This window comes from Gemmatimonadaceae bacterium (genome assembly GCA_020846935.1).
Taxonomy (GTDB): Bacteria; Gemmatimonadota; Gemmatimonadetes; order Gemmatimonadales; family Gemmatimonadaceae; genus RBC101.
Genome location: JADLCY010000011.1, coordinates 113,368 through 133,132, shown reverse-complemented (window position 1 = coordinate 133,132; position 19,765 = coordinate 113,368). Strand labels below are relative to the sequence as shown.

At 68.5% G+C, this 19,765-nt stretch carries 14 protein-coding genes and 2 tRNA genes; 9 read left to right on the top strand and 7 right to left on the bottom strand.

Annotation, left to right across the window (positions count from 1 at the left end):
* The first annotated feature begins 169 nt into the window (after positions 1-169).
* The 3 genes from IT361_13080 to IT361_13070 all read left to right on the top strand — a co-directional run bounded on the left by IT361_13080 (position 170) and on the right by IT361_13070 (position 4,403).
* A complete protein-coding gene (locus IT361_13080; GenBank protein ID MCC6318608.1) occupies positions 170-2,635 on the top strand; it encodes a helicase in 2,466 nt (821 codons plus the stop codon).
* A gap of 40 nt (positions 2,636-2,675) precedes the next feature.
* Positions 2,676-3,293, top strand: a complete 618-nt coding sequence (locus tag IT361_13075) for a fumarylacetoacetate hydrolase family protein (protein MCC6318607.1) — start codon at positions 2,676-2,678, stop codon at positions 3,291-3,293.
* 198 nt (positions 3,294-3,491) lie between these two features.
* On the top strand, positions 3,492-4,403 hold the full coding sequence (locus IT361_13070) for a hypothetical protein (protein ID MCC6318606.1): 912 nt from the start codon (positions 3,492-3,494) through the stop codon (positions 4,401-4,403).
* A gap of 58 nt (positions 4,404-4,461) precedes the next feature.
* Here IT361_13070 and lexA read toward each other — a convergent pair whose 3' ends face one another.
* From lexA to IT361_13055, 3 genes are all read right to left on the bottom strand, one after another.
* Complete coding sequence (lexA, locus tag IT361_13065) at positions 4,462-5,124, bottom strand: repressor LexA (GenBank protein ID MCC6318605.1); 663 nt, start codon at positions 5,122-5,124, stop codon at positions 4,462-4,464.
* Between the two features lie 2 nt (positions 5,125-5,126).
* Entirely contained in the window at positions 5,127-6,572 is a 1,446-nt protein-coding gene (locus tag IT361_13060) for a glutamate--tRNA ligase (protein ID MCC6318604.1), read from the bottom strand.
* Between the two features lie 63 nt (positions 6,573-6,635).
* Positions 6,636-6,726, bottom strand: a tRNA-Ser gene (locus IT361_13055).
* A 295-nt stretch (positions 6,727-7,021) separates the two neighbouring features.
* Here IT361_13055 and IT361_13050 point away from each other — a divergent pair.
* Positions 7,022-8,893, top strand: coding sequence for a hypothetical protein (locus IT361_13050; protein MCC6318603.1), 1,872 nt, complete (start codon positions 7,022-7,024; stop codon positions 8,891-8,893).
* Between the two features lie 137 nt (positions 8,894-9,030).
* Here the strand turns inward: IT361_13050 and IT361_13045 are convergent.
* Positions 9,031-9,114, bottom strand: a tRNA-Ser gene (locus tag IT361_13045).
* Between the two features lie 157 nt (positions 9,115-9,271).
* On the opposite strand from IT361_13045, the gene IT361_13040 reads away from it, so the two are divergent.
* The gene (locus tag IT361_13040; protein ID MCC6318602.1) at positions 9,272-11,128 is read left to right on the top strand and encodes a hypothetical protein; all 1,857 of its coding nucleotides are present in this window, start codon (positions 9,272-9,274) and stop codon (positions 11,126-11,128) included.
* Positions 11,125-12,417: a dicarboxylate/amino acid:cation symporter gene (locus IT361_13035; GenBank protein ID MCC6318601.1), complete on the top strand. Its 1,293-nt coding sequence runs from the start codon at positions 11,125-11,127 to the stop codon at positions 12,415-12,417. Before IT361_13040 ends, IT361_13035 begins: the two co-directional genes overlap by 4 nt.
* Before the next feature lie 43 nt (positions 12,418-12,460).
* On the opposite strand, the gene IT361_13030 is transcribed toward IT361_13035, so the two are convergent.
* Both IT361_13030 and IT361_13025 read right to left on the bottom strand, forming a co-directional pair.
* A complete protein-coding gene (locus IT361_13030) occupies positions 12,461-14,764 on the bottom strand; it encodes a DUF2723 domain-containing protein (protein MCC6318600.1) in 2,304 nt (767 codons plus the stop codon).
* Between the two features lie 211 nt (positions 14,765-14,975).
* Positions 14,976-15,698 (bottom strand): DNA alkylation repair protein, encoded by a 723-nt coding sequence (locus tag IT361_13025; GenBank protein ID MCC6318599.1) that lies wholly within the window; start codon positions 15,696-15,698, stop codon positions 14,976-14,978.
* 273 nt (positions 15,699-15,971) lie between these two features.
* On the opposite strand from IT361_13025, the gene IT361_13020 reads away from it, so the two are divergent.
* Genes IT361_13020 through IT361_13010 form a run of 3 tightly spaced genes read left to right on the top strand, consistent with a single transcriptional unit; the run spans position 15,972 to position 19,109 of the window.
* Positions 15,972-16,841, top strand: a complete 870-nt coding sequence (locus tag IT361_13020) for a TIM barrel protein (GenBank protein MCC6318598.1) — start codon at positions 15,972-15,974, stop codon at positions 16,839-16,841.
* Positions 16,841-17,407 (top strand): gluconate 2-dehydrogenase subunit 3 family protein, encoded by a 567-nt coding sequence (locus tag IT361_13015; GenBank protein ID MCC6318597.1) that lies wholly within the window; start codon positions 16,841-16,843, stop codon positions 17,405-17,407. Before IT361_13020 ends, IT361_13015 begins: the two co-directional genes overlap by 1 nt.
* Positions 17,376-19,109, top strand: coding sequence for a GMC family oxidoreductase (locus IT361_13010; GenBank protein ID MCC6318596.1), 1,734 nt, complete (start codon positions 17,376-17,378; stop codon positions 19,107-19,109). The genes IT361_13015 and IT361_13010 overlap by 32 nt, the downstream gene beginning before the upstream one ends.
* Before the next feature lie 3 nt (positions 19,110-19,112).
* Here the strand turns inward: IT361_13010 and IT361_13005 are convergent, their stop codons facing one another.
* Positions 19,113-19,610 (bottom strand): paraquat-inducible protein A, encoded by a 498-nt coding sequence (locus tag IT361_13005; protein ID MCC6318595.1) that lies wholly within the window; start codon positions 19,608-19,610, stop codon positions 19,113-19,115.
* Between the last annotated feature and the right edge of the window lie 155 nt (positions 19,611-19,765).

The window sequence follows — 19,765 nt, the reverse complement described above, 5'->3', positions numbered from 1 at the left end:
GGTGGAATGCCGATCCAGGGAACTAGCTTTCATGAAGGGGCGTGCCCACGCACGCCCCTTTTCGTGCCCGCACCCGTCCAGGCGTTCGCCGCATACGCCTGCGTCACCTCGTCCGCCCGTTCGTCAGGCCACACTGTCGACGTGTCCTTCCGCTGATCCGTCCGTCCAGATGCGTCTCACACCTGTCGTCGCCGCCGCCGTCCGCACCGCGATCCAGCTCGCGGGCGGGCGCGAGGTCTGCTTCGTGTGCAAGGTGGACGACGACGGCGTGATCACCGCGGCGCGGGTGGTGGCTCGGGGCGATGTGCGGAGCGTGCTCGCGCTGCCCGGGTTCGCGCAGCGCGGAGAGATGCTGCTGCACAACCATCCGAGTGGCGTGCTCGAACCCTCGGGTCCCGACCTCGACATCGCCGCGCGGCTGCACGACGACGGGATCGGGTTCGCGATCACCGACAACGGCGCCACAGATGTCTATGTCGTGGTCGAGGTGCCTCGCGAGGAAAAGGTCGCCCCCCTGGACCTTTCCGCCATCGACCGCACCCTGGGGCCCACGGGCGAGATCGCCGTCGCCCACGGTCGCTACGAGGACCGGCCCACGCAGCGTGACTACGCCCGCGCGATCGCCAGGCTCTACAACTCTGGCGGGATCGGGCTGCTCGAAGCCGGAACGGGGGTCGGAAAGTCGTTAGGCTACCTCATCCCGGCGTTGCGCTGGGCGGCCGCCAACGCCGAGCGCACGATCGTGAGCACCAACACCATCACGCTGCAGGAGCAGCTGGTGGGCAAGGACCTGCCCTTCCTCGCCGGGGCGCTGGCCGACCAGCCCGTGCGCTTTGCGCTGCTCAAGGGGTGGCGGAACTACCTGTGTCTGCTCCGGCTCGAGCAGGCGCGTGGAGCGGGGGCGACGCTCTTTGAGGACGGCATGACCACGGAGGTCGAGGCCCTGCATGCGTGGGCCGAGCAGACGAGTGACGGGTCACTTGCCGATCTGCCGGTCGCTCCTCGCGCGGAGGTGTGGGACGAGGTGGCCGCCGAGCCCGACCTGTGCCTCAGGCTGCAGTGCCCGGTCTTTGACAAGTGCTTCGTGTTTGCTGCACGTCGACGCGCGGCCCAGGCCGACGTGGTTGTGGTCAACCACCATCTGCTGCTTGCTGACGTTGCCGTGCGACGCGCCTCGCAGAACTGGGAGGAAGCCGCCGTGCTGCCCCCGTTTTCGCGGCTCGTGGTCGACGAGGGTCACCACCTGGAAGACGCCGCCGCAAGCCACCTCGGCGCGTCGGTGACGCGGCGCGGCATGACTCGCCTGTTTGCCCGGCTCGAACGGCGTGGTCGCGGACTCCTGCCGACCCTCGCGCAGCGGCTCGGAACGCGGCGCGACATCCTGAGCACCGCGAGCCTCGACCTGGTGCACGCCAGGCTGTTTCCGTCGACGAATGCGGCGCGCGAGAAGGCGGCCGTGGTGTTCGACCTGCTCGATGGCGTGCTGCAGGAAGCCGGTGCTCCCGTCATGCGCCTGACGAGTGCGTTCGACGAGCACCCCGTCTGGGCCGCTGGGCTCGAGGCGTCGCTCGACGACGTGTTGCGTGAGCTGACCCTGATGAGCGACAACCTGCGGCTGATCCGGGAACGCATGGAGTCCGACGAGCGGCTGATCGACCTCAATGCCCAGCTGCTCGGCGAACTGAAGGGCGTGGCCAGGCGGCTCGACCTCTCGTCCGACGCGCTGCGTCAGACCCTGCGTCCCTCGGGGCGCCTGAAGACGGTGCGATGGCTCGAAGTCCGCGGTCGCGAACGCAACGTGGTGGCGACCGCAGTGCCGCTGGACCTGGCGCCGATCCTCCGCGAGGACCTGTTTCGCCGCGTCGACACCACGATTGTCACGAGCGCCACCCTTGCCACCGAGGGCCGATTCGACTTCATGCGCGGTCGACTCGGCCTCACCGAGGAGGACGTCGAACCGGACGTCGCGGCCCATGCGTCGCCGTTCGACTACCGCACGCAGTCGCTGCTCGCGGTTCCGCTGGACGTGCCCGCGCCTAACGTCGACGGCGAGGCGCACTTTCAGGCCGTGGTGGACGCCGTGGCCGTTCTCGCCGACGCCTCCGGTGGCGGGGTGTTTGCGCTGTTCACGAGCCATCGCGACGTGCGCGAGGCAGCGCGACTTCTGCGCGAGCGCGGCCTCGGCGCACGCCTGCCGTTCCTCGTGCACGGTGAGGAGTCCCGCGACATCCTCCTGCAGCGGTTTCGTGAGGCGGGCAATGCGGTGCTGTTCGGCACCACGACGTTCTGGGAGGGGGTGGACGTGCCGGGGCAGGCGCTGCGTGGCCTCGTCATCGCGCGACTGCCGTTCCGTGTGCCGACCGAGCCTCTGACCGCCGCCCATTGCGAGGCGATCTCGGCCCGTGGCGGAGACCCGTTCCAGGAGTACATGCTTCCCCACGCCGCGCTGCGCCTCAAGCAGGGCTTCGGGCGGCTGATCCGAACGCGCGAGGATCGGGGGGTGGTGCTTCTGATGGACTCGCGCGTGGCCTCACGGCGGTATGGTGAGGATCTCCTCGACGGCCTCCCACCGGCCAGTCGCGTCCTGGCACCGTGGGCAGATGTGGAGCGCGCGGTGCGACGTTTCTATCGCTAGACCATTCGCTGGCAAACGCCTACTCGCTCACCGCCCGTCCATGCCTCTCGTACCGCGCCCGTCAAAGATCGTGTGCATCGGCCGCAACTACGCCGAACACGCCCGGGAACTCGGGAATGCCGTCCCCGACTCGGAGCCGCTGTTCTTCCTCAAGCCGCCGTCGAGCCTCATCGGCACCGGAGACGCGATCGTTCTCCCGCCGCAGTCGTCGCAGGTCGAGCACGAAGGCGAGATCGCCGTGCTGATCGGGTCCACGCTCCGCCACGCCTCCGAAGCGGAGGCGCGGCGCGCGGTGCGGGCGATCGTGGCGCTGAACGATATCACCGCGCGTGATCTGCAGCGCAAGGATTCGCAATGGACGCGCGCGAAGGGATTCGACACGTTCTGCGCGGTGGGCGAGCCATTCTTCGGCGAAGTCGATCTCGCCAACATCGAGGTCATCACCCGGGTGAACGGCGCCGAGCGGCAGCGTGGGAATTCCAGTCAGATGGTCTTTTCGATTCCCTTCTGCCTGTCGTTCATCTCGCACATCATGACCCTGGAACCTGGAGATCTGGTTGCCACGGGCACGCCGGCGGGTGTCGGGCGACTAAGTTCCGGGGATCAGGTCGAGGTGGAACTCGTGGGGATCAGCACGGTGCGAAATCCGGTTGTCTGAACGGTCCGTCGCGGGGCAACGCGCTGTCAGCGTTGATGATGGCACGGGCGTTGAAGGGGAAGGGCAACCCAGCAGTGGGGTACGACTGACGTATGACGGGTGGCCGGACACGCGGCACTGATGGGAGCGCCGAGCCCCATTCGTAGGGGCCCTCCAGACGGTCGTGTCATGCACGGGCGGCCACAGCAGCGAGGCTGAATGCTCAGACTTCGAGGACACGGGACGCAGGCAAGCGACCGCGGGGAACCACCCCGGGGCGCTCGCGCGACCGCGATCTCGATCGTCGTGCACGCGCTGCTTGCGGTCGGCTTGTGGAACGTCCTCCAGTTTCCGCGCGCCATCACATTCCTGATGGGAGAGACGCGCTCCGCTCCGCCGGTCGAGCGGCTCCGCTATCTCACGGTGGCGCCTCGGCGCGATCAGGTCGCCCTCGCCGTACCGAGCGCTCGACTCGCACCTGAGTCGTCACGGCGGCCGACCGTGGAGCCTGCGCCGCCGCGGTCGCAACCACCCGTGACGGTCGCCGCGCCCGCCGAGGTACCCTCGGCGATCCCGCCGGCCAGTACCGCGCCACGTGTGCTCGGCCCGACCAGTGGCCCGCTCATCACCGGCCAGGGCCCGGTGCGTGGTGTGCAGCCGGGCTACACCGAGCCCCGCATCTGGGTCGAATCGCCGGCGGTCACGGCGGCGCCGCTCGTGGGTGACGCCAAGCTCGACAGCGCGGTCTCGGCGCTCATCCTCGCGTACCGCGATTCCGTCGCCGAGAACACCTATCAGCCGAACAAGTTCGAGCGGGGGGACTGGACCTACACGACGAAAGACGGCAAGAAGTACGGCGTCGACCAGCAGTTCATCCGCCTGGGCAAGGTGTCGATCCCGACCGCGCTCCTCGGCCTGCTGCCCATGAACCAGCAGGGAAACCCGATCGCCTACGACCGCCAGCGCCGGCTCGATGCGATGCGCGTGGAGATCATCGCGCAGGCCCAGCAGGCCATGAACGAGGAAGAGTTCCGCCGCGCCGTCCGGCAGATCCGCGAACGCAAGGAGCGTGAGCGGAAGGAAGCGGAAAAGAAGAAGAAGACCGAGGTGAAGGTCATCAGCGACCCGTGATGAGTTGCGCGCGGGTGAATGCGCCACGACGCCCGCGCACCGGGTCACGCCGCGTGGTTCACGATGGTCGATGTCCGAAGGGAGCCCCGGGCTCACCGGCGTCTGGCTCCTCGCGTGCGCGCATGACGCCCACGACCACGCCGAGCACCGCGAAGTCGTCGGCAGGGCCAAGGAAGGTCTCTGGCGCGCCCTCGGTGGCGGTCGAGAGCGAAAGCACGGCGCCAAGGTGCGTGACGAGCCTTACGACGACGTGCGCACCGATCCTGGCGGCCACGAGATCCCCATCGCGTGCCCTCGTCGAGGGACTGATCAGCGCCCAGTCGCCGGCAAGCACGCCACGGTTTGCCATGTCGTTACCAACGACGCGCAGCAACCAGGTGTCGTCGGTCGGGACGAGGGAGCGGTCGACCTGCACGAAGCGCTCACGATTCTCGCTGGTGAGGTACGGCTGCACCGGGTTCACGCGGGCGTAGAGCGGCACGGGCTGCACTCCACCCATGCTCGCGGCGCCGACGATCTTCACCCCGCGCGAGCGACCAGGCTCACGTTCGAGATATCCCTTGTCGGCCAGCGACTGCAGCAGCTCGGCGACCGTCTTGGTCGACTTGATGCGAAGGCGCCGACCGATCTCGCGGACGCTGGGCTGATACGTGTGTTCCGCTAGGAAGTCGAGAAGGTAGTGATAGACCTTCCGCTCGATATGGGTGAGCGGATCGGTCACGGTCAGCCCTGCGGCCGCAGCATGGCGGCGGCGGCACGAATCCGGTGGAGCGAGCGTTCGCGGCCGAGGACGAGCAGGACGTCGAAGATCCCCGGGCTCTCGGCAAGGCCGGTCAGCGCCAGGCGAAGCGGCTGGAAGAGCTTCGTGCCGATCCCCCGGCTCTCACCAAGCGCGCGAAGCCGCGACTCCATGTCCGCCGCGGACCAGTCCGTGGCCTCGAGCGTCGCGGCGACGGCGTCGAGCAGTTCCGCCGTGGCCGGTCTGTCTTTCCAGTGTTTCTTCACGGCCGCTTCGTCGTACGAGAGGTCGCTCACGAAGTACGGCCGCGCGAGTCGGACGAGGTCGTTCACGGTTCGTGCGCGCACGCGGAGCAGCTCGAGCAGCGCCCGCCACCACGCGCGCCGTTCCACGAGCTCGGCATCGGTCGCCAGGCCGGCGGCCACGAGGAACGGGCGGAGATAGTCGTCGAGCGCATCGATGGGCAGCAGCATCATGTGCTGGCCATTCATCCACTCGAGCTTTTTCAGGTCGAAGACCGCGGCCTTTCGCAGGAGGCCGTCCTGTGAGAAGCGCGCCACGAGTTCGTCCTGCGACATGACCTCGACGTCGCCACCCGGCGACCAACCAAGGAGTGCAAGAAAGTTGCGCATCGCCGAGGGCAGAATGCCCTCGTGTTGGTAGTCACCGACCGCGACCGCTCCGCGTCGCTTCGAGAGCTTCTTTCCGTCGGTGCCATGGATCATCGGCAAGTGGGCGAACTGGGGCAGCGCAGCCCCGAGCGCCTCGTAGAGCAGGATCTGCTTGGGCGTGTTGGAGATGTGGTCGTCCCCGCGCATCACGAGCGTGATGCCCATGGCGATGTCGTCAGAGACCACGGCGTGGTTGTAGATCGGCGTGGCGTCGGAGCGGAGGATGATGAAGTCGTCGATGTCCTTGTTCGGGAACGTGATGGTCCCGTGGACGAGGTCGTCCCACGCCGTGCTTCCCGGCGGAACGCGGAAGCGGATGGTGAAGGGGTCGCCGCGGGCGATGCGTGCGTCGAGCTCGGCCTGCGGCAGCTCGGCCAGGCGTCGGTCAAACGTGAACACCTCGCCACGCGCCTCCGCCTCGGCGCGCCGGCGTTCGAGTTCCTCGGCGGTGGTGAAGTCGCGATACGCCTTGCCGGCCTCGAGGAGGCGGTACGCGTCGCGCCGGTGGCGCTCGAGGTTGGCGCCCTGAAACGTGACCTCTTCGTCCCAGTCGAGGCCGAGCCAGCGGAGGCCATCGAAGATGGCGCGCGTGCTCTCGTCGGTGCTACGGGCCTTGTCCGTGTCCTCGATGCGGAGGAGGAACGCGCCGCCGGTCTTGCGGGCCCAGAGCCAGTTGAAGAGGGCGGTGCGTGCCCCACCGACGTGGAGGTAGCCGGTGGGGGAGGGGGCGAAACGGAGGCGAGGCGCGGACGCGGGCATAAGGAGAAGCGGCAGGGATCGGGTGGGCAGGCGAGGCCTGTCCCCAATCACCTGCCGCTTGAGCGGAGACGGAGGGATTCGAACCCTCGATAGGGCTTTAAGGCCCTATAACGGTTTAGCAAACCGCCGCCTTCAGCCTCTCGGCCACGTCTCCCGTCGTGCGGAACGCGGAGTCTAACAGGGCGGGCGACGAGCGGGAAGCCAATGACGACCCATGCCCGCGATCCATGAGCGCATCGAGAACCGCCGGGCGCACCGCGACGCGGACGTGCCGCGCGGCCGGGATGAAGGCCTGCCTCGATGGAGATCCTCCGGGTTGGCTGATCGCCGTTTCCCCCCGGGGCCCGTTGGCGATGTCTCAGCCGGACCCTCGTCCGGCCCGCGCCGAGGGTTGCCCATGAGCCCGATGTCGCGCACGATACCCAGGTCGTCGGCCGAGTGCCTCGCCCATGCGCTTTCCAGTCGCGGTCTTTGCCATCGTCGCGCTCGTTCCGGCGCCTGCTGGTGCGCAGTGGAGCATGTGCAGCTCCGCCGTCGAGGAGATCGATCTGACTCGTCAGCAGCTATACCAGATGTTCGACGATCTCTACCTGCGGCCGGACGCCACCAGGAACACGCTGACGTTGGTCAGCCCCCGCGTGCTCTTTATGATCGGGAACGACCTGCAGCGCGCCAATACCAGCGGTCGCTGGCAGCCCCACCTCGGCAAGTGCGACCCGGTCACCGACCGAAGCCTTTACGAGATCGAGCAGCTGCTGACTCCCAATCAGGCGAGCGTGAGTGGTGGAGCCATGGCGATTGGTGGCGGGTCGACAGGGTCGGCGGGGAGCGCGGCCTTCGGGTCGTCACGCGCGGCGGATGACGTGGTGGTGGGCTTTGCCGATCGCGGCGACTTCACACCGTTCCATGCGTTTCGCTGGACGCGGGCCGGAGGCCTCGTGGATCTCGGGACGCTCGATCCTTCGAACAACGCCAGCCGGACCTCGATGGCGACGGCGACGAGCGCGGATGGCAGTGTGGTCGTCGGCGTTTCGCAGGTAGGGTCGGGAGCGACGCAGCACGCATTTCGCTGGACCGCGGCGGGAATGGTCGCCATGGCTCCTCCTGCGGGCGCCGGGCGGGACTCGCGGGCCACCGGCATCAGTGCGGCGGGCGATGTCATTGTCGGGGACGCGACCTTTGCCGATCCGCAGTCCTTCACCGGATTTCGCTCCGGTGCCTTTCGATGGACGGCCGCCGGCGGGTTCCAGAACCTCGGGGCGCTCGCGCCGGGATACTTCAGCATCGCGACGCGCGTATCGGCGGATGGCAGCACGATCGTAGGTCAGGGGGGCGTCGAAGTCCGGGTTGGCAACAGCTCCACCAACGGAAGTCGCGCGTTCCGCTGGACCTCATCCGGGGGGATGCAAGCCATTGGTCCCCTGGCGGGGCACACACACGCAGTCGCGACGGGCGTCAGCGACAACGGGAAGGTTGTCGTCGGAATCTCCTCGGCGGGGCCGCTGAGCTTCAACCCGGTCCAGCGATACGGAGCGGGTACGGCCTTCATCTGGACGGAGTCGGCGAGCATCCGGGAGCTGCGCCAGGTGCTGATCGATCAGGGCTTCCGGATGACCGGCGTCTCCCTCGTAACGGCGTCGGCGATCAGCCAGGATGGGCAGTACATCGTTGGCGACGGGATCGGCCCGCGTACGCCCAGCGGGGAGACGCGGCCCTACCTGGTGAAGCTGTGCGATACGACCAACCAGGTGCCCTGCACGCCGTTGCGTCCGGCGCCGGCCGTAGCGGACTTCACGTTCACGACCTCGAGTCCCGTGGCCACCTCGGTAGCCGCGGGACAGAGCGTCACCGCGAGCCTGACCGTGACCCCCAGCGGTGGCTTCACCCAGGCGGTGAGCTTCGCGTGCGCGGGGTTGCCGCCCACGACGGCCTGCGCCTTTGCTCCGCCGACGGTCACGCCTAACGGGGCTGCGCTGTCGACCACGCTGACGATCACCACGACGGCGCCCACGCGGGGAAGCTCCGGCATGATCACCACGTGGACCGGTACCGAAGGCGACTCCATCGTGCTGGTCGTGGTGCTGCTTTCGGGGGTTGTCATGTTCGCGCGATCGCGATGCCGAGGCCTGGCCGTGGCCGCGGTCGCCATGGGGCTGCTGGCGTCGTGCGGAGGTGGGGGCGAGAGCAACACGACGGCGCCTCCGGTGCTCACCGGTGGCACGGCGGCGGGTACCTATCCGATCGTCGTGACGGCGGCTTCGGGGAGCGGTGCGACGTCGCTGTCAAAGACGTTGACCATCACGCTGACGGTCACTCGCTGACGGCCAGGCTCTCCGGCCAGGGAGGCACCTCCAGCATGCCGCTGCCGGGCGCGGCCGCTGAAGGCGGCATCGTCACCGTCACGCCCCTTCGTCTGCGACGTCGGCGCCCCACGCGTCGCGCGGGCTGTGGGACGAGACGGAGGGCGTGGGACTCGAACCCACAAGCGCATCTCTGCGCGCCGGTTTTCAAGACCGGTGCCTTACCATTAGACTAGCCCTCCCGGTACCGGAGTATTACCTCCCTGCGCCCGGCGGCAAAGCCCTGCGCCGCCCGAGCACTGTCCTCCGTCGCCGAGGGTCCGTACTGGGTACGTGCCCGTCACCCGTCGCCCGACGCCCCCCCCGGTCGAGATGCCTTGCCCTGGTTCCAGTCCGGCCGTGCGACGCGCACGACGGGTCAACTCGCAGCAACCGCAAACCCAGCAGGCCAGGGTGCTCCTGCGCGTTGTCGCGGAACGCTGCCGACCGTCATGGAGCGCTCGTCTGTTTGCCGCCTGCGTTGCTGCGTGGCTGATCGTGCCGGGTGCGCTGCGCGCCCAGCAGACGTTCACCACGCAGGTCATCCTCGTGCCGCCGTTCGAGGCCCGGGATCGACGGCTCGGTAATACGGTGGCCGACGTCGTGCGCGCTCGCATCCAGCGCCACTACAAGAAGCGCGAGGTTTCCGTGGTCGGCGAATATGCCATGGAGCAGACGCTCGAGCGTTCGAGCATCGCCATCGGCGCGGTGGACAGCGTTCTTGTCAGGCAGCTCGCGAAGTACCACCGCGCGGATGAGATCATCAACGCACGCGTGGAGCGCGGTGCGGGCACGGTCAGGGTCGAGGCGTGGCTGCAGCTCACCCGCGACCGGCGCCTGGTGCAGCACATCCCGGAGGTCGAGGCGCCGACGGCGGACTCCGCGGGAACTCTCGTCGCCGCGGCGATGGAACGGGTGCGTCAGCAACTGAATCCGCTGCGCCGTTGCGAGAACGGGATTCGTGACGGAAAGTCGGAAGCCGCGCTCGACGAGGCTCGGCGCGTGGCCGCGACGTTGCCGACTCCGGTGCTGCTCCGGTCGTGCATCGTGGGCGGGCTGATGGCCATCGGCGCGGACGCGCGGCACGTGTTGGCGGAGGCGCAACAGATCCTTGCCGCGCAGCCCACCGCCTATTGGGGCCTGGATGGCGCCGCGCGGTCATACGATGCGCTGGGCGACTCCACGAACGCTGCGCGTATGTGGCTCCGGCTCGCCGCGTCGGATTCGCTCGACGTCGACCTCTCGCGGCGCGTGGTTGGCGCCCTCCTGCGGGGAGGCAACGCGGCCGCGGCCGCGCCGCTCGTGGTCACGCTCAGCGACCGTAACCCTGGTGACCTGGACCTGCTGCGCCAACGGTGGCAGGTCCTCCTTGCCGTGCACGATTGGCGTGCCGCGACCGTGATTGGCGATCGACTGGCCGCATTGGACTCCGCATCGGTCCGTGACGGCGCCTTCGCGTTCCGCCTGGCCAGCGCGTACCGATCGGCCGGCGATACGATCCGTGCCATTGCCGTGGCCGCCGGTGCCGTGTCGCGGTTCCCGCACGACGGACGGTTGTATCTCCTCTACGCCGATCTCGTGCAGGCCGACGGTCGGGCTGCCATCGACCGCGGGGTCGCCCGCTTTCCCGAGGTTGCCGAGCTGCATCTGTTGCGGGCGCAGGAGCAGCGACGCGTCGGGAAGAATGCCGACGCCCTGGCTTCGCTGCAGAAGGCAACGACGCTCGATCCCCGGATCGGGCAGGGCCAGCTCGCGCAGGCGCAGGCGCAGGCGCAGGTGGATCAGGGGCTGCTCGATAGTGCGCTGGTGAGTACGCGGCGCGCGCTTGCAGGAGGTGAATCTCCGGCCAGCGTCGCCGCGTTTGCCCTCGCGCGCGGCAACGCCCTGTATCGGGCTGCGAACGGCACAAGACAACGCACGGACTATCAGACGGCGTTCCGTTTCCTCGCGCTCGCCGATTCGATCCAGGGGACGCCACAGTCGCACTTCCTGGTTGGCGCGACCGCGTTGTCCATCTCGCAGAGCGCTGCCACGGAGGCCCCGGTGGTCAGGGCGTGCGACCTCTCGCGGCTGGCGAGCGAGTTCCTGCCCGTCGCTCGTGAAAAGATCACCGCCGGTGCGGCCGTGGCGGCGGATGCGGCGCGCCAGTACCTCGCGTACCTGGATCAGCTGGAGCCTGTCGTTGCGCAGCAGGTGGCCACGCTCTGCACCGGATGATCCGTCATGCCTGGTGGGGCGCGTGGTCCGACGGCGGGCGCGTGCTCGCCGCGCTTGGGCTCGGGGTGGCGGTTGGCATCGGGGTCGCCGCGGTCGATGGTGCGTTTGCGATCCGGCTGTCCGCGGTGTTGCAGCCCATCGGCACGCTGTGGGTGAACGCCATCCGGATGACGGTCATTCCGCTCGTGGTCTCGCTCCTCATCACGGGGATCGCCTCGGTGTCGGATCTGCGGGCCGTGGGAGCGCTGGGGCGACGCACCCTGCTCGTGTTTGGGGCGCTGCTCATGGCCAGCGCGCTGCTGACGCTGCTGGTCGCCCCGGCGATCTTCGCCTGGTTCCCGGCAGACGCGGTGGGACGGATCGCGTTGCCTCCGGGCGCAGCCGAGGCGGCGCGTGACGTCGCGGCCGGCGGTGCCGCGGGCGTCGGCGTGGTGGACTGGTTTACGTCGCTCATACCGACCAATCCGGTCGCTGCGGCGGCGAGCGGGAACATGGTTTCGCTGATTCTCTTCACGGCGCTGCTGGGCCTCGCCGTGGCGCACAGCGCGCCTCATACGCGCGAGCCGCTGGTGCGGTTCTTCGCGGCGCTCGGGGATGCGATGTTGCACCTCGTCCGATGGATCATCGCCTTGGCGCCGGTCGCGGTGTTCGCGCTGGTGATGCCGCTCGCTGCGCAGGCCGGAACGTCGTTGGTGGGCGCGGTGGGCTTCTACATCGCAGCCTTCGCCGCGACGTGCGCACTGGCGACGCTGATGTTCCATGCGATCGTGCGCGTGGCGGGCGGCATGGGACTGTTGGCGTTCTCTCGCGCGGTGTTGCCGACGCAACTGATCGGCGTGAGCTGCAGTTCGTCGGTGGCGTCGCTGCCGGCGATGGTGGCAAGCGCGGACGCGCTGGCGATTCCCGCGCGCGTGAGCGGCTTCGTGTTGCCGCTCGCAGTGTCGATCTTCAAGCCCGCCGCCCCCGTCGCCTGGATCGTCGGCGTGCTGTTCATCGGCCGGTTCTACGGCATCGACGTGGGCGCACAATCGCTGGCGATCGTCGCGGCGGCCTCCGTCTTTCTGTCGTTTGCGGCGCCTGGGGTTCCGCGTGGGGCCTTTCTTCTGCTGACGCCTCTGTTCACCGCGATCGGGCTGCCGGCGGAGGGAATCGGCGTGCTCATCGCCGTCGATCTCATCCCTGACATGTGCGCCACAGTGGTCAACGTCACGGGCGACGTGGCCGCGACGGCGCTGGTGGCGACGCGCGCGGACGCGGCAGCGCGAACGCCGGAGTCCGCAGCGGACTGAGGCTCGGCCGGGCGTGACCGGCGAGCCTCAGTCAAGGCATGTGCTACTTCTTGCCGCTGTCCTTCCCGAGGTCGAGCGGAACCACCGGGCTGACGTCGCCCTTGGCGTCGGGCGGAATCGCCAGCGACTCGGCGGCAGCAAAGTTGAAGAACTCCGCGATGCGCGTGGCCTGTGCGATCTGCTTTGCGTCCTCGAGCGCCTTGGCCGCTCCCTGCCGGTCTCCGGTGGTGTGCAACATGTCGTAGATCATGAACCCGGTCTGCACGTAGAGGGCGGGAATGCCGACCGACGGCTTGTCGACCCAACCATCCTTGCGGATGAACGACGCCTTGCCGCGGAAGACGTCTTCCCAGAGGGCCTTGGTGCGCGCCACGGCGACAAACCCTTCGCCGGGCACGAGCAGGGGATCCTGGCCGGTCGGCGAGGGCACGCTGGGCAGCAGCTTGCGTGCAAGCCCCTGCGTCACGAGATAGGCCTCGACGCCGAGTTCGCGGCCGTAGCTGCCGGCCGTGCGGGAGAAGTAGATGGGCCGCTCGCCGCAGTTGTCCTTCATCATCTGCAGTACGACGATGTCGGCGCGCGTCAGCACGCGAGGTTCGATGCGCGCGGCAATCGTCCCACACGCCTCGAAGCCCACGGTATCGGGGAGCTGATAGGCGAGCGGGATCGAGTCGGCCTGGTCCAGCGTCATCCTGACCGGTGGCGTCGCCGGCTTCTTCCAGCTCTGGCCGCGGTAGATCGCCGGCCCCCTGGCCGCGTCGTACTCACGGATCGGGTTGCGGATGAGCTGTCGCGTGTACCAGTCGGTGTTGAGCAGCGACGTGTTGGCGATCACGACGTCCTGGCGAATGCCCTCCACCTCCTGCGCGTACCAGAGCGGGAACGTGTCGTTGTCGCCCACCGTCACGAGGACGCCGTACGGTTCCACCGAGTTGAGCAGGTCGTAGGCAAACGCGAGGGTGGTGTCGTCGCCCTTGCGCGTCGAGGCTCCCCAGTTGCCGACCATCGGCACACAGGCCACCAGCAACACGGGGGCCGCGAGCATCCAGCTGCGTCGCCGCGGGAGTTCGAGCGTTTCCTTGCCCAGCTTGACCGGGTCGCTCCCGAGCAGAGACGCGACGGTCTCCCACACGAACACGAGGCCGAGGGAGGCCCAGACGCTCCACGCCGAGAAACTCCAGAGGTAGAAGTAGTCGCGGTCGCGGACCTCACGATCCACCGCGTCTCCGAGCTGTGGCGCCTGGGACGCTCCGTACTTGAAGTTCAGGTAGTAGATGAGCAGCAGCGTCATGGTGAACATGAGCGGCCCGAAGAACCAGAACGACTGTTTGTCACGTTTCCAGTGCACCCAGCCGCCAAACAGTCCAAGCACGAGGAACAGCGCGGCGAGAACTGCCTGCAACGGCTGGTTGGTCCCGTATGGGTCGCGCCACCACTGCCACTTGAAGTAGAGCCACCACATGCCGACCTGCGCGGTGAACGGTGCGTTGCGCTCGGTCACCGGGGGCTTGCCGTATTGCTCTCGATTGAAGTTGTACTTGAAGTTGTCCCAGGTCTTCTTGCTGAAGGTGCAGTCGAACTTGAGGCCATTGGTACAGCCCGTGGGCTCGCCCTCGTTGATCAGCGGCTGATAGGCCGCGCGGATGGGTTGCGTGGCGAAGGGCGTCATACCGATGACCACCGCCACCACTCCCATGAGGATGAGCCGCCAACGCAGCAGCGTCGCGGGCCGTCGAATGAGGACGGCCAGCCCGACCGCCGGCGCGGCGAGCATGCCGGCCATGTGGTTGGCATACCCCAGGCCCAGGATGTACGCGATCAGGATGAGGATGCGGTCCGCCTTGGGTCCGTCGGGATCGTCGCACCAGCGCACGGTGAGCCAGGCAATGAGCGCCACGCCCGCGAGCGCCACCGTGTACACCTTCTCGTTCACGACGGACTGGCTCCAGACCGTAAACGCGGTGGCGCCGATCAGGGCGGCCACGCTGCCGCCCACGATGCGCTGCCACCGTTCGGCGAACCAGCTGACCAGAACCCGCTCGGTGATGAGGAACCACATGCCCGCCGAGACCGCACTGCAGAGGGCGGCGAGGAGGTTCACGCGCGCGGCGACCGACGGTGCGATGGGCAGGATCGTGAAGAACCGCCCGAGGAGCACGAAGAACGGGTTCCCGGGTGGGTGCGGGAGTCCCATGGTATAGGCGGCCGCGATGTATTCGCTCGTGTCCCACATGGCGGTCGACGGCCCCAGCGTGAGGACGTACAGGACGAGGACGAGCGCCCCGGCTACGGTTGCCGCGAGGTACGACGGGCGGTAGTCGAGTTCGACAGAAGCTGCGGATGCCATGGCGGACGGGTGGGTTTGGGCCCCGCGGATCCGGAGGCCCGGCGGGAACTCAAGAAGCTAACCGGACGGCCCGCGGCCGGGCGAGCGGTCAGAAGAGGGGGCGTTGGGTGACCCAACGCCGAAGAGGGGCGCGAGACCTGGGAGCAAGATGCCAGCGCACGGCCGGGCAAAAACGCGAGTGGGGAAGGGTTCGCGACCGCATCCGAAATCGTCAGCGTCGCGCTCGTCTCCCGGCGGCAGCGGCTTTGCGCGCGAGGTGGCGCTTCACCACCGCGCCCTCCAGCTCGCGGGACGCGTCCTTGCCGATCCACCGCGCCGCGGCGTCGTCGGAGTCGCCGAGCCGTCGAGCGAGAGCAAGTGCGGGGCCGTGCAGCGCCCGACTGCGCCGTCCAACCACACGCAGCGCCCAGCTCACGCCCTTCTTCACGAAGTTCCGTTCGTCCGTCGCGTATCGCTCGATGAGCGGCAGCGTGGCGAGAAACTGCGCGTCGCTCGCCACGCGGTCGTGCACCCCGAGGCTTGCCACCAGGGCGAACGCGCCCCGTCGAACGAACTCCTGCGACCTTGGCGCCCACTGATGCACCTTCTTCCAGGCGTGTGGCGTCCGATCAAACAGCTTGAAGCAGAGCGTGTCGCAGACGGCCCAGTTGTCGAAGTCGCGCGCCCAGGCATCCATCTGCGACGCGGAGACGCACGCCGGGTCGTCGACGAACGCGGCGAGGAGCCGTGCCTCGTACCAGCCGGTCTTCCAGAGGCCAAGCGCGAGCTCGTGGTCCCGACCGACACGCTTGGCGATCTTCTGGATATCGGTGAGCGAGACGCCGAACGCGCGGGGGGCGACGATGCCGAAGCGGGCCATTCCCTCGCGGGTGCGTTGCGTCCCCGCCGCTTCGAGCTGGCCCAGAACGTCGCGGATGGTGCCTGAAGCAGGCATGGCGCAGGGGGTGAACAGTTGCGTCGTGCGGAGGCGCGCATCGCGCGCGGTCGGTCGTGTCCGTCGACGACGGACGACCCGCAAGGTATGCATCGCCCCCCCACGCGAAAGCGCCGCCGGAGGAACCTGCTCCTGAGAGAACGCGCCCATGGCGCTGGGTCAACCGGCTGGCAGCCGTCGCAAGTCCGGGTGGAACGCGGCTCATCCCGCGCCCTGGTTGGTCGTCCGCGATCCGAACTCTGGCGCAAACGCAGGCGCGACTTATGTTCGCGCATGCATCGTCGCCAGGTGCTCAAGGGTTTGGCCGCGATGTCCGCGTCAGGATTGTTCAGGCGGACGGTCGCGCCGCGCGTGGGCTACGCCGCGATCACGTGGGGCAGCAACGACAACGCGGCGATCAACGACATCGCGGACCTCGACTACCGGGGCATTCAGCTGCGGGCGACCACGCTCGCCTCCTGGGAAAGTCGGCCGGATGCGCTGCGGGAGCTGCTGGCCGCGAAGGAGTTGACGTTCGTCGCACTCTCGAGCGGGCTCGTGCGGCTCGATCCACAGCACGAAGCGGCCGATCTCGCGCTCCACCTCAGGCACGCGCGGTTCCTGCGCGACGCAGGCGGTCTCTACCTCCAGGTGGTGGACGAGCGACCGGTCGGCCGGCCGCCGGCTTCCGCCGACTATACCCGCATGGGCCGCCTCCTCACGGAACTGGGGCGTCGGGTGGCCGACCTCGGCGTGTCGTTAGGCTACCACAACCACATGGGGAACCTCGGGCAGTCGCCCGAGGACGTGGCCCGCGTGCTGGACGCCGCCGATGCGCGCTATGTGAAGCTCCAGCTCGATACGGCGCACTGGCAGGCCGCGGGCGGAGATCCGGTGGGCGCCATCGCGCAGTATCGCGAGCGCCTGCTCTTCATGCATCTCAAGGATCTCGCGGCACCGAGCGCTGCCGCGCGTGGGCCGCGCTTCGTCGAACTCGGAAAGGGTACCGTGGACGTGAAGGGAATCGTGAGGGCGTTGGCCGCGGCGGACTGGAACGGCTGGATCATCGTGGAACTCGATAGCGTACCCGACGCCGGCCGCACCCCGCGGGACTGTGCGCTCACGTCGCGGCAGTACCTGCAATCGATCGGGCTCGTCCCCTGATGGAACGCCGCGCGCTGCTCCAGTGGATGGTCGCCAGCGGTGGCCTCGCGGCCTTCCACCGACTGAGCCTCCACGACCTGGAGACGCTCGGCGCCGACGTGCATCGTCAGGCACGCGCGGGTCGCGCCCTCGATGCGGCGCAGCAACGGGTGGTCGCGGTCGCCGCGGAACGCATCATCCCGGCGACCGCGACGCCCGGCGCCACCGACGCCGACGTGACGGCGTTCATCGATACGATGCTGGCGGACTGGTACCCGGACGCCGACCGCGCGCGCTTCACCGCCGGCCTGGTCGCGCTCGATGCCGCGGCACGCGCCGCGCACGGCAGGGTGTTCGTGGCCTGCACGGAGTCGCAGCAGGTCTCCCGGCTCCAGACGTTCGACGCCGAGGTGGAGCGCCTGCGGTCGGCACGGGACGCGAGCGCCAACGATCACTGGTTCGCGATGCTCAAGTATCTCACGGTCTGGGGTTACTGCACGTCCGAGGTCGGGATGCGGCGCACGCTTGCGGCGTGGCCACTGCCGATGCGGTACGATGGCAACGCCCCCATGCGCCGGAGAGGCTGAGGCCGTGACCCAGGCGCGCACCACGGACTTCGACGCGATCGTCGTTGGCTCCGGCATGACCGGTGGCTGGGCGGCGAAGGAGCTGACCGAACTCGGGTTGCGCACGCTCGTGCTCGAGGCCGGGCGCCCGATCGATCCGTCGCGCGACTACGCCGAGCACCGCGCGCCGTTCGAGATGCGCTTTCGTGGACTCGGCGATCGGCGCTACGTGGCGCGTCGTCAGGCGGAGCAGCAGCGGTCGGTCTCCTTCGACGAGGTGAGTCACCGCTTCTGGACTGACGACGTCGACAACCCCTACAGCACGCCTGCCAACACTCCGTTCGACTGGTTCCGCGCCCGACAGGTGGGCGGGAAGTCGATCATATGGGGCCGGCAGGTCTACCGCATGAGCGACCTCGACTTCGAGGCAAACGCGCGCGACGGCATCGCGGTGGACTGGCCGATCCGCTACGCGGACCTCGCGCCGTGGTACGACCGCGTCGAGCGCTTCATCGGCGTGAGCGGGCGCGCCGAACAATTGCGGCAGCTCCCGGATGGCGTGTTCCTCCCGCCGATGGCGTTCAACATCGCCGAACAGCATGTGCGCGACCGCATGGCGCAACGCTATGGGCGCGAGCGCGTGCTCACGATCGGACGCGTGGCCGTCCTCACCGAGGCTCGCGGCGCGCGGGGCGCGTGCCACTACTGCGGTCCCTGTCAGCGAGGATGCATCACCAGGTCGTATTTCAGCAGCGTGAATGCCACCCTGCCGGCGGCGCAGGCCACGGGGCGGTTGACGCTGCGACCGTGGAGCATCGTGCGTGGGCTCGTCTACGATCCCGCGCGACGGCGCGTGACCGGCGTTCGCGTCGTTGATGCGCAGTCGCGTGCGGAGCTGGAGTTCACCGGCCGTCTGGTGTTCCTGTGCGCCTCGGCGATCGAGACGGCGCGGCTGCTGCTCAACTCGGCGACCCGCGAGTTCCCTGGTGGCCTCGCGAACTCGAGCGACCAGGTGGGTCGCAACCTCATGGACCACATCAAGAACGGCGGTGCGTCGGGCGAGTTTGCGCAGTGGTCCGATCGCGAAGTGATCGGCCAGCGGCCCAACGGCATCTACGTGCCCCGTTTCCGGAACATCGGCGGCAACAAGGCGGCCTTCGTGCGTGGTTTCGGATTCCAGGGCGGCGCGAATCGGGCCGGGTGGCAGGCCGCGCTCCGTGCGCCGGGCATCGGTGTCGCTCTCAAGGCGCGGCTCACGCAACTGGGGCCGTGGACCATGGCGTTCAACGGCTACGGCGAAATGCTCCCGAGGCCGACGAACCGGGCGACCGTCCATCCGTCGCTCGTCGACGCGTGGGGCATCCCGTCACTCCACATCACCTGTGCCTGGAGCGACAACGAGCTGGCCATTCATCGCGACATGAACGTGGCGGCGGCCGAACTGCTCGAGGCGGCAGGCGCGCGCAACATCGTCCAGTCCACGCGTGGCCCCAGTACTCCGGGGAACGCCAACCACGAGATGGGCACGGCGCGCATGGGCCGCGATGCCCGGACGTCGGTGCTCAACGGCTGGAACCAGGCGTGGGACGTGCCCAACCTGTTCATCACGGACGGCGCGTGCATGACGTCGAGCGGTTGCCAGAATCCCTCCCTGACCTACATGGCACTCACGGCACGCGCGTGCCACCATGCGGTGGAAGAACTCACGCGGCGGAATCTCTGAGATTCACGACGCGTGATCGACCGGGACCTCGAGGAGCTGGAACGCGAGGTTCGACGTGAGGCAATACGCGGCAAAGAAGTAGAAGCCGCGCTCGGCCACCGCACCGAGGTTGTCGGTGGCCCTCGCCGCCAGGTAGGCGATGAAGACGCCGACCACGAACACATCGGCCATGGCCCACTTGCTGACCGAGTTGACGATGGCGTGCAGGCGGCGCCTGGACGCCGTACGGCGCACGGCAAGCATGGCGACCAGCAGGGCGACCTTGATGAGCGGCACGGTGATGCTGAACAGGAGGATCAGTCCGGCTACAAACGTGTTGCCGGCGCGATGCAGGTTCTGCACCGACTCCACGATGCTCTGGGTTTGCCGGAACACCTCGCGCGTCTGGCCGAGGACCGTGATCGACGCGGTGATGGTGAGGACCGGGTCCGTCAGGCCGGGCCAGAGGAGGCCCAGGGACACCAGGGTCAGGCCGATCGCGGCGACGTTGCGTGGGGTCATGGCGTGAGAACGTACCGGCGCTGGTGCGCGCTCACAAGGAAGGCGACCTAACGATGCGCGACGCGTGCGTCCGGAACGCGTGCGATGCCGATCCGACGCCCGTCGACCTCGGTGGGGCGGAGGTCCGGATCGTGGAGGCGCCGGATGATCCGTGG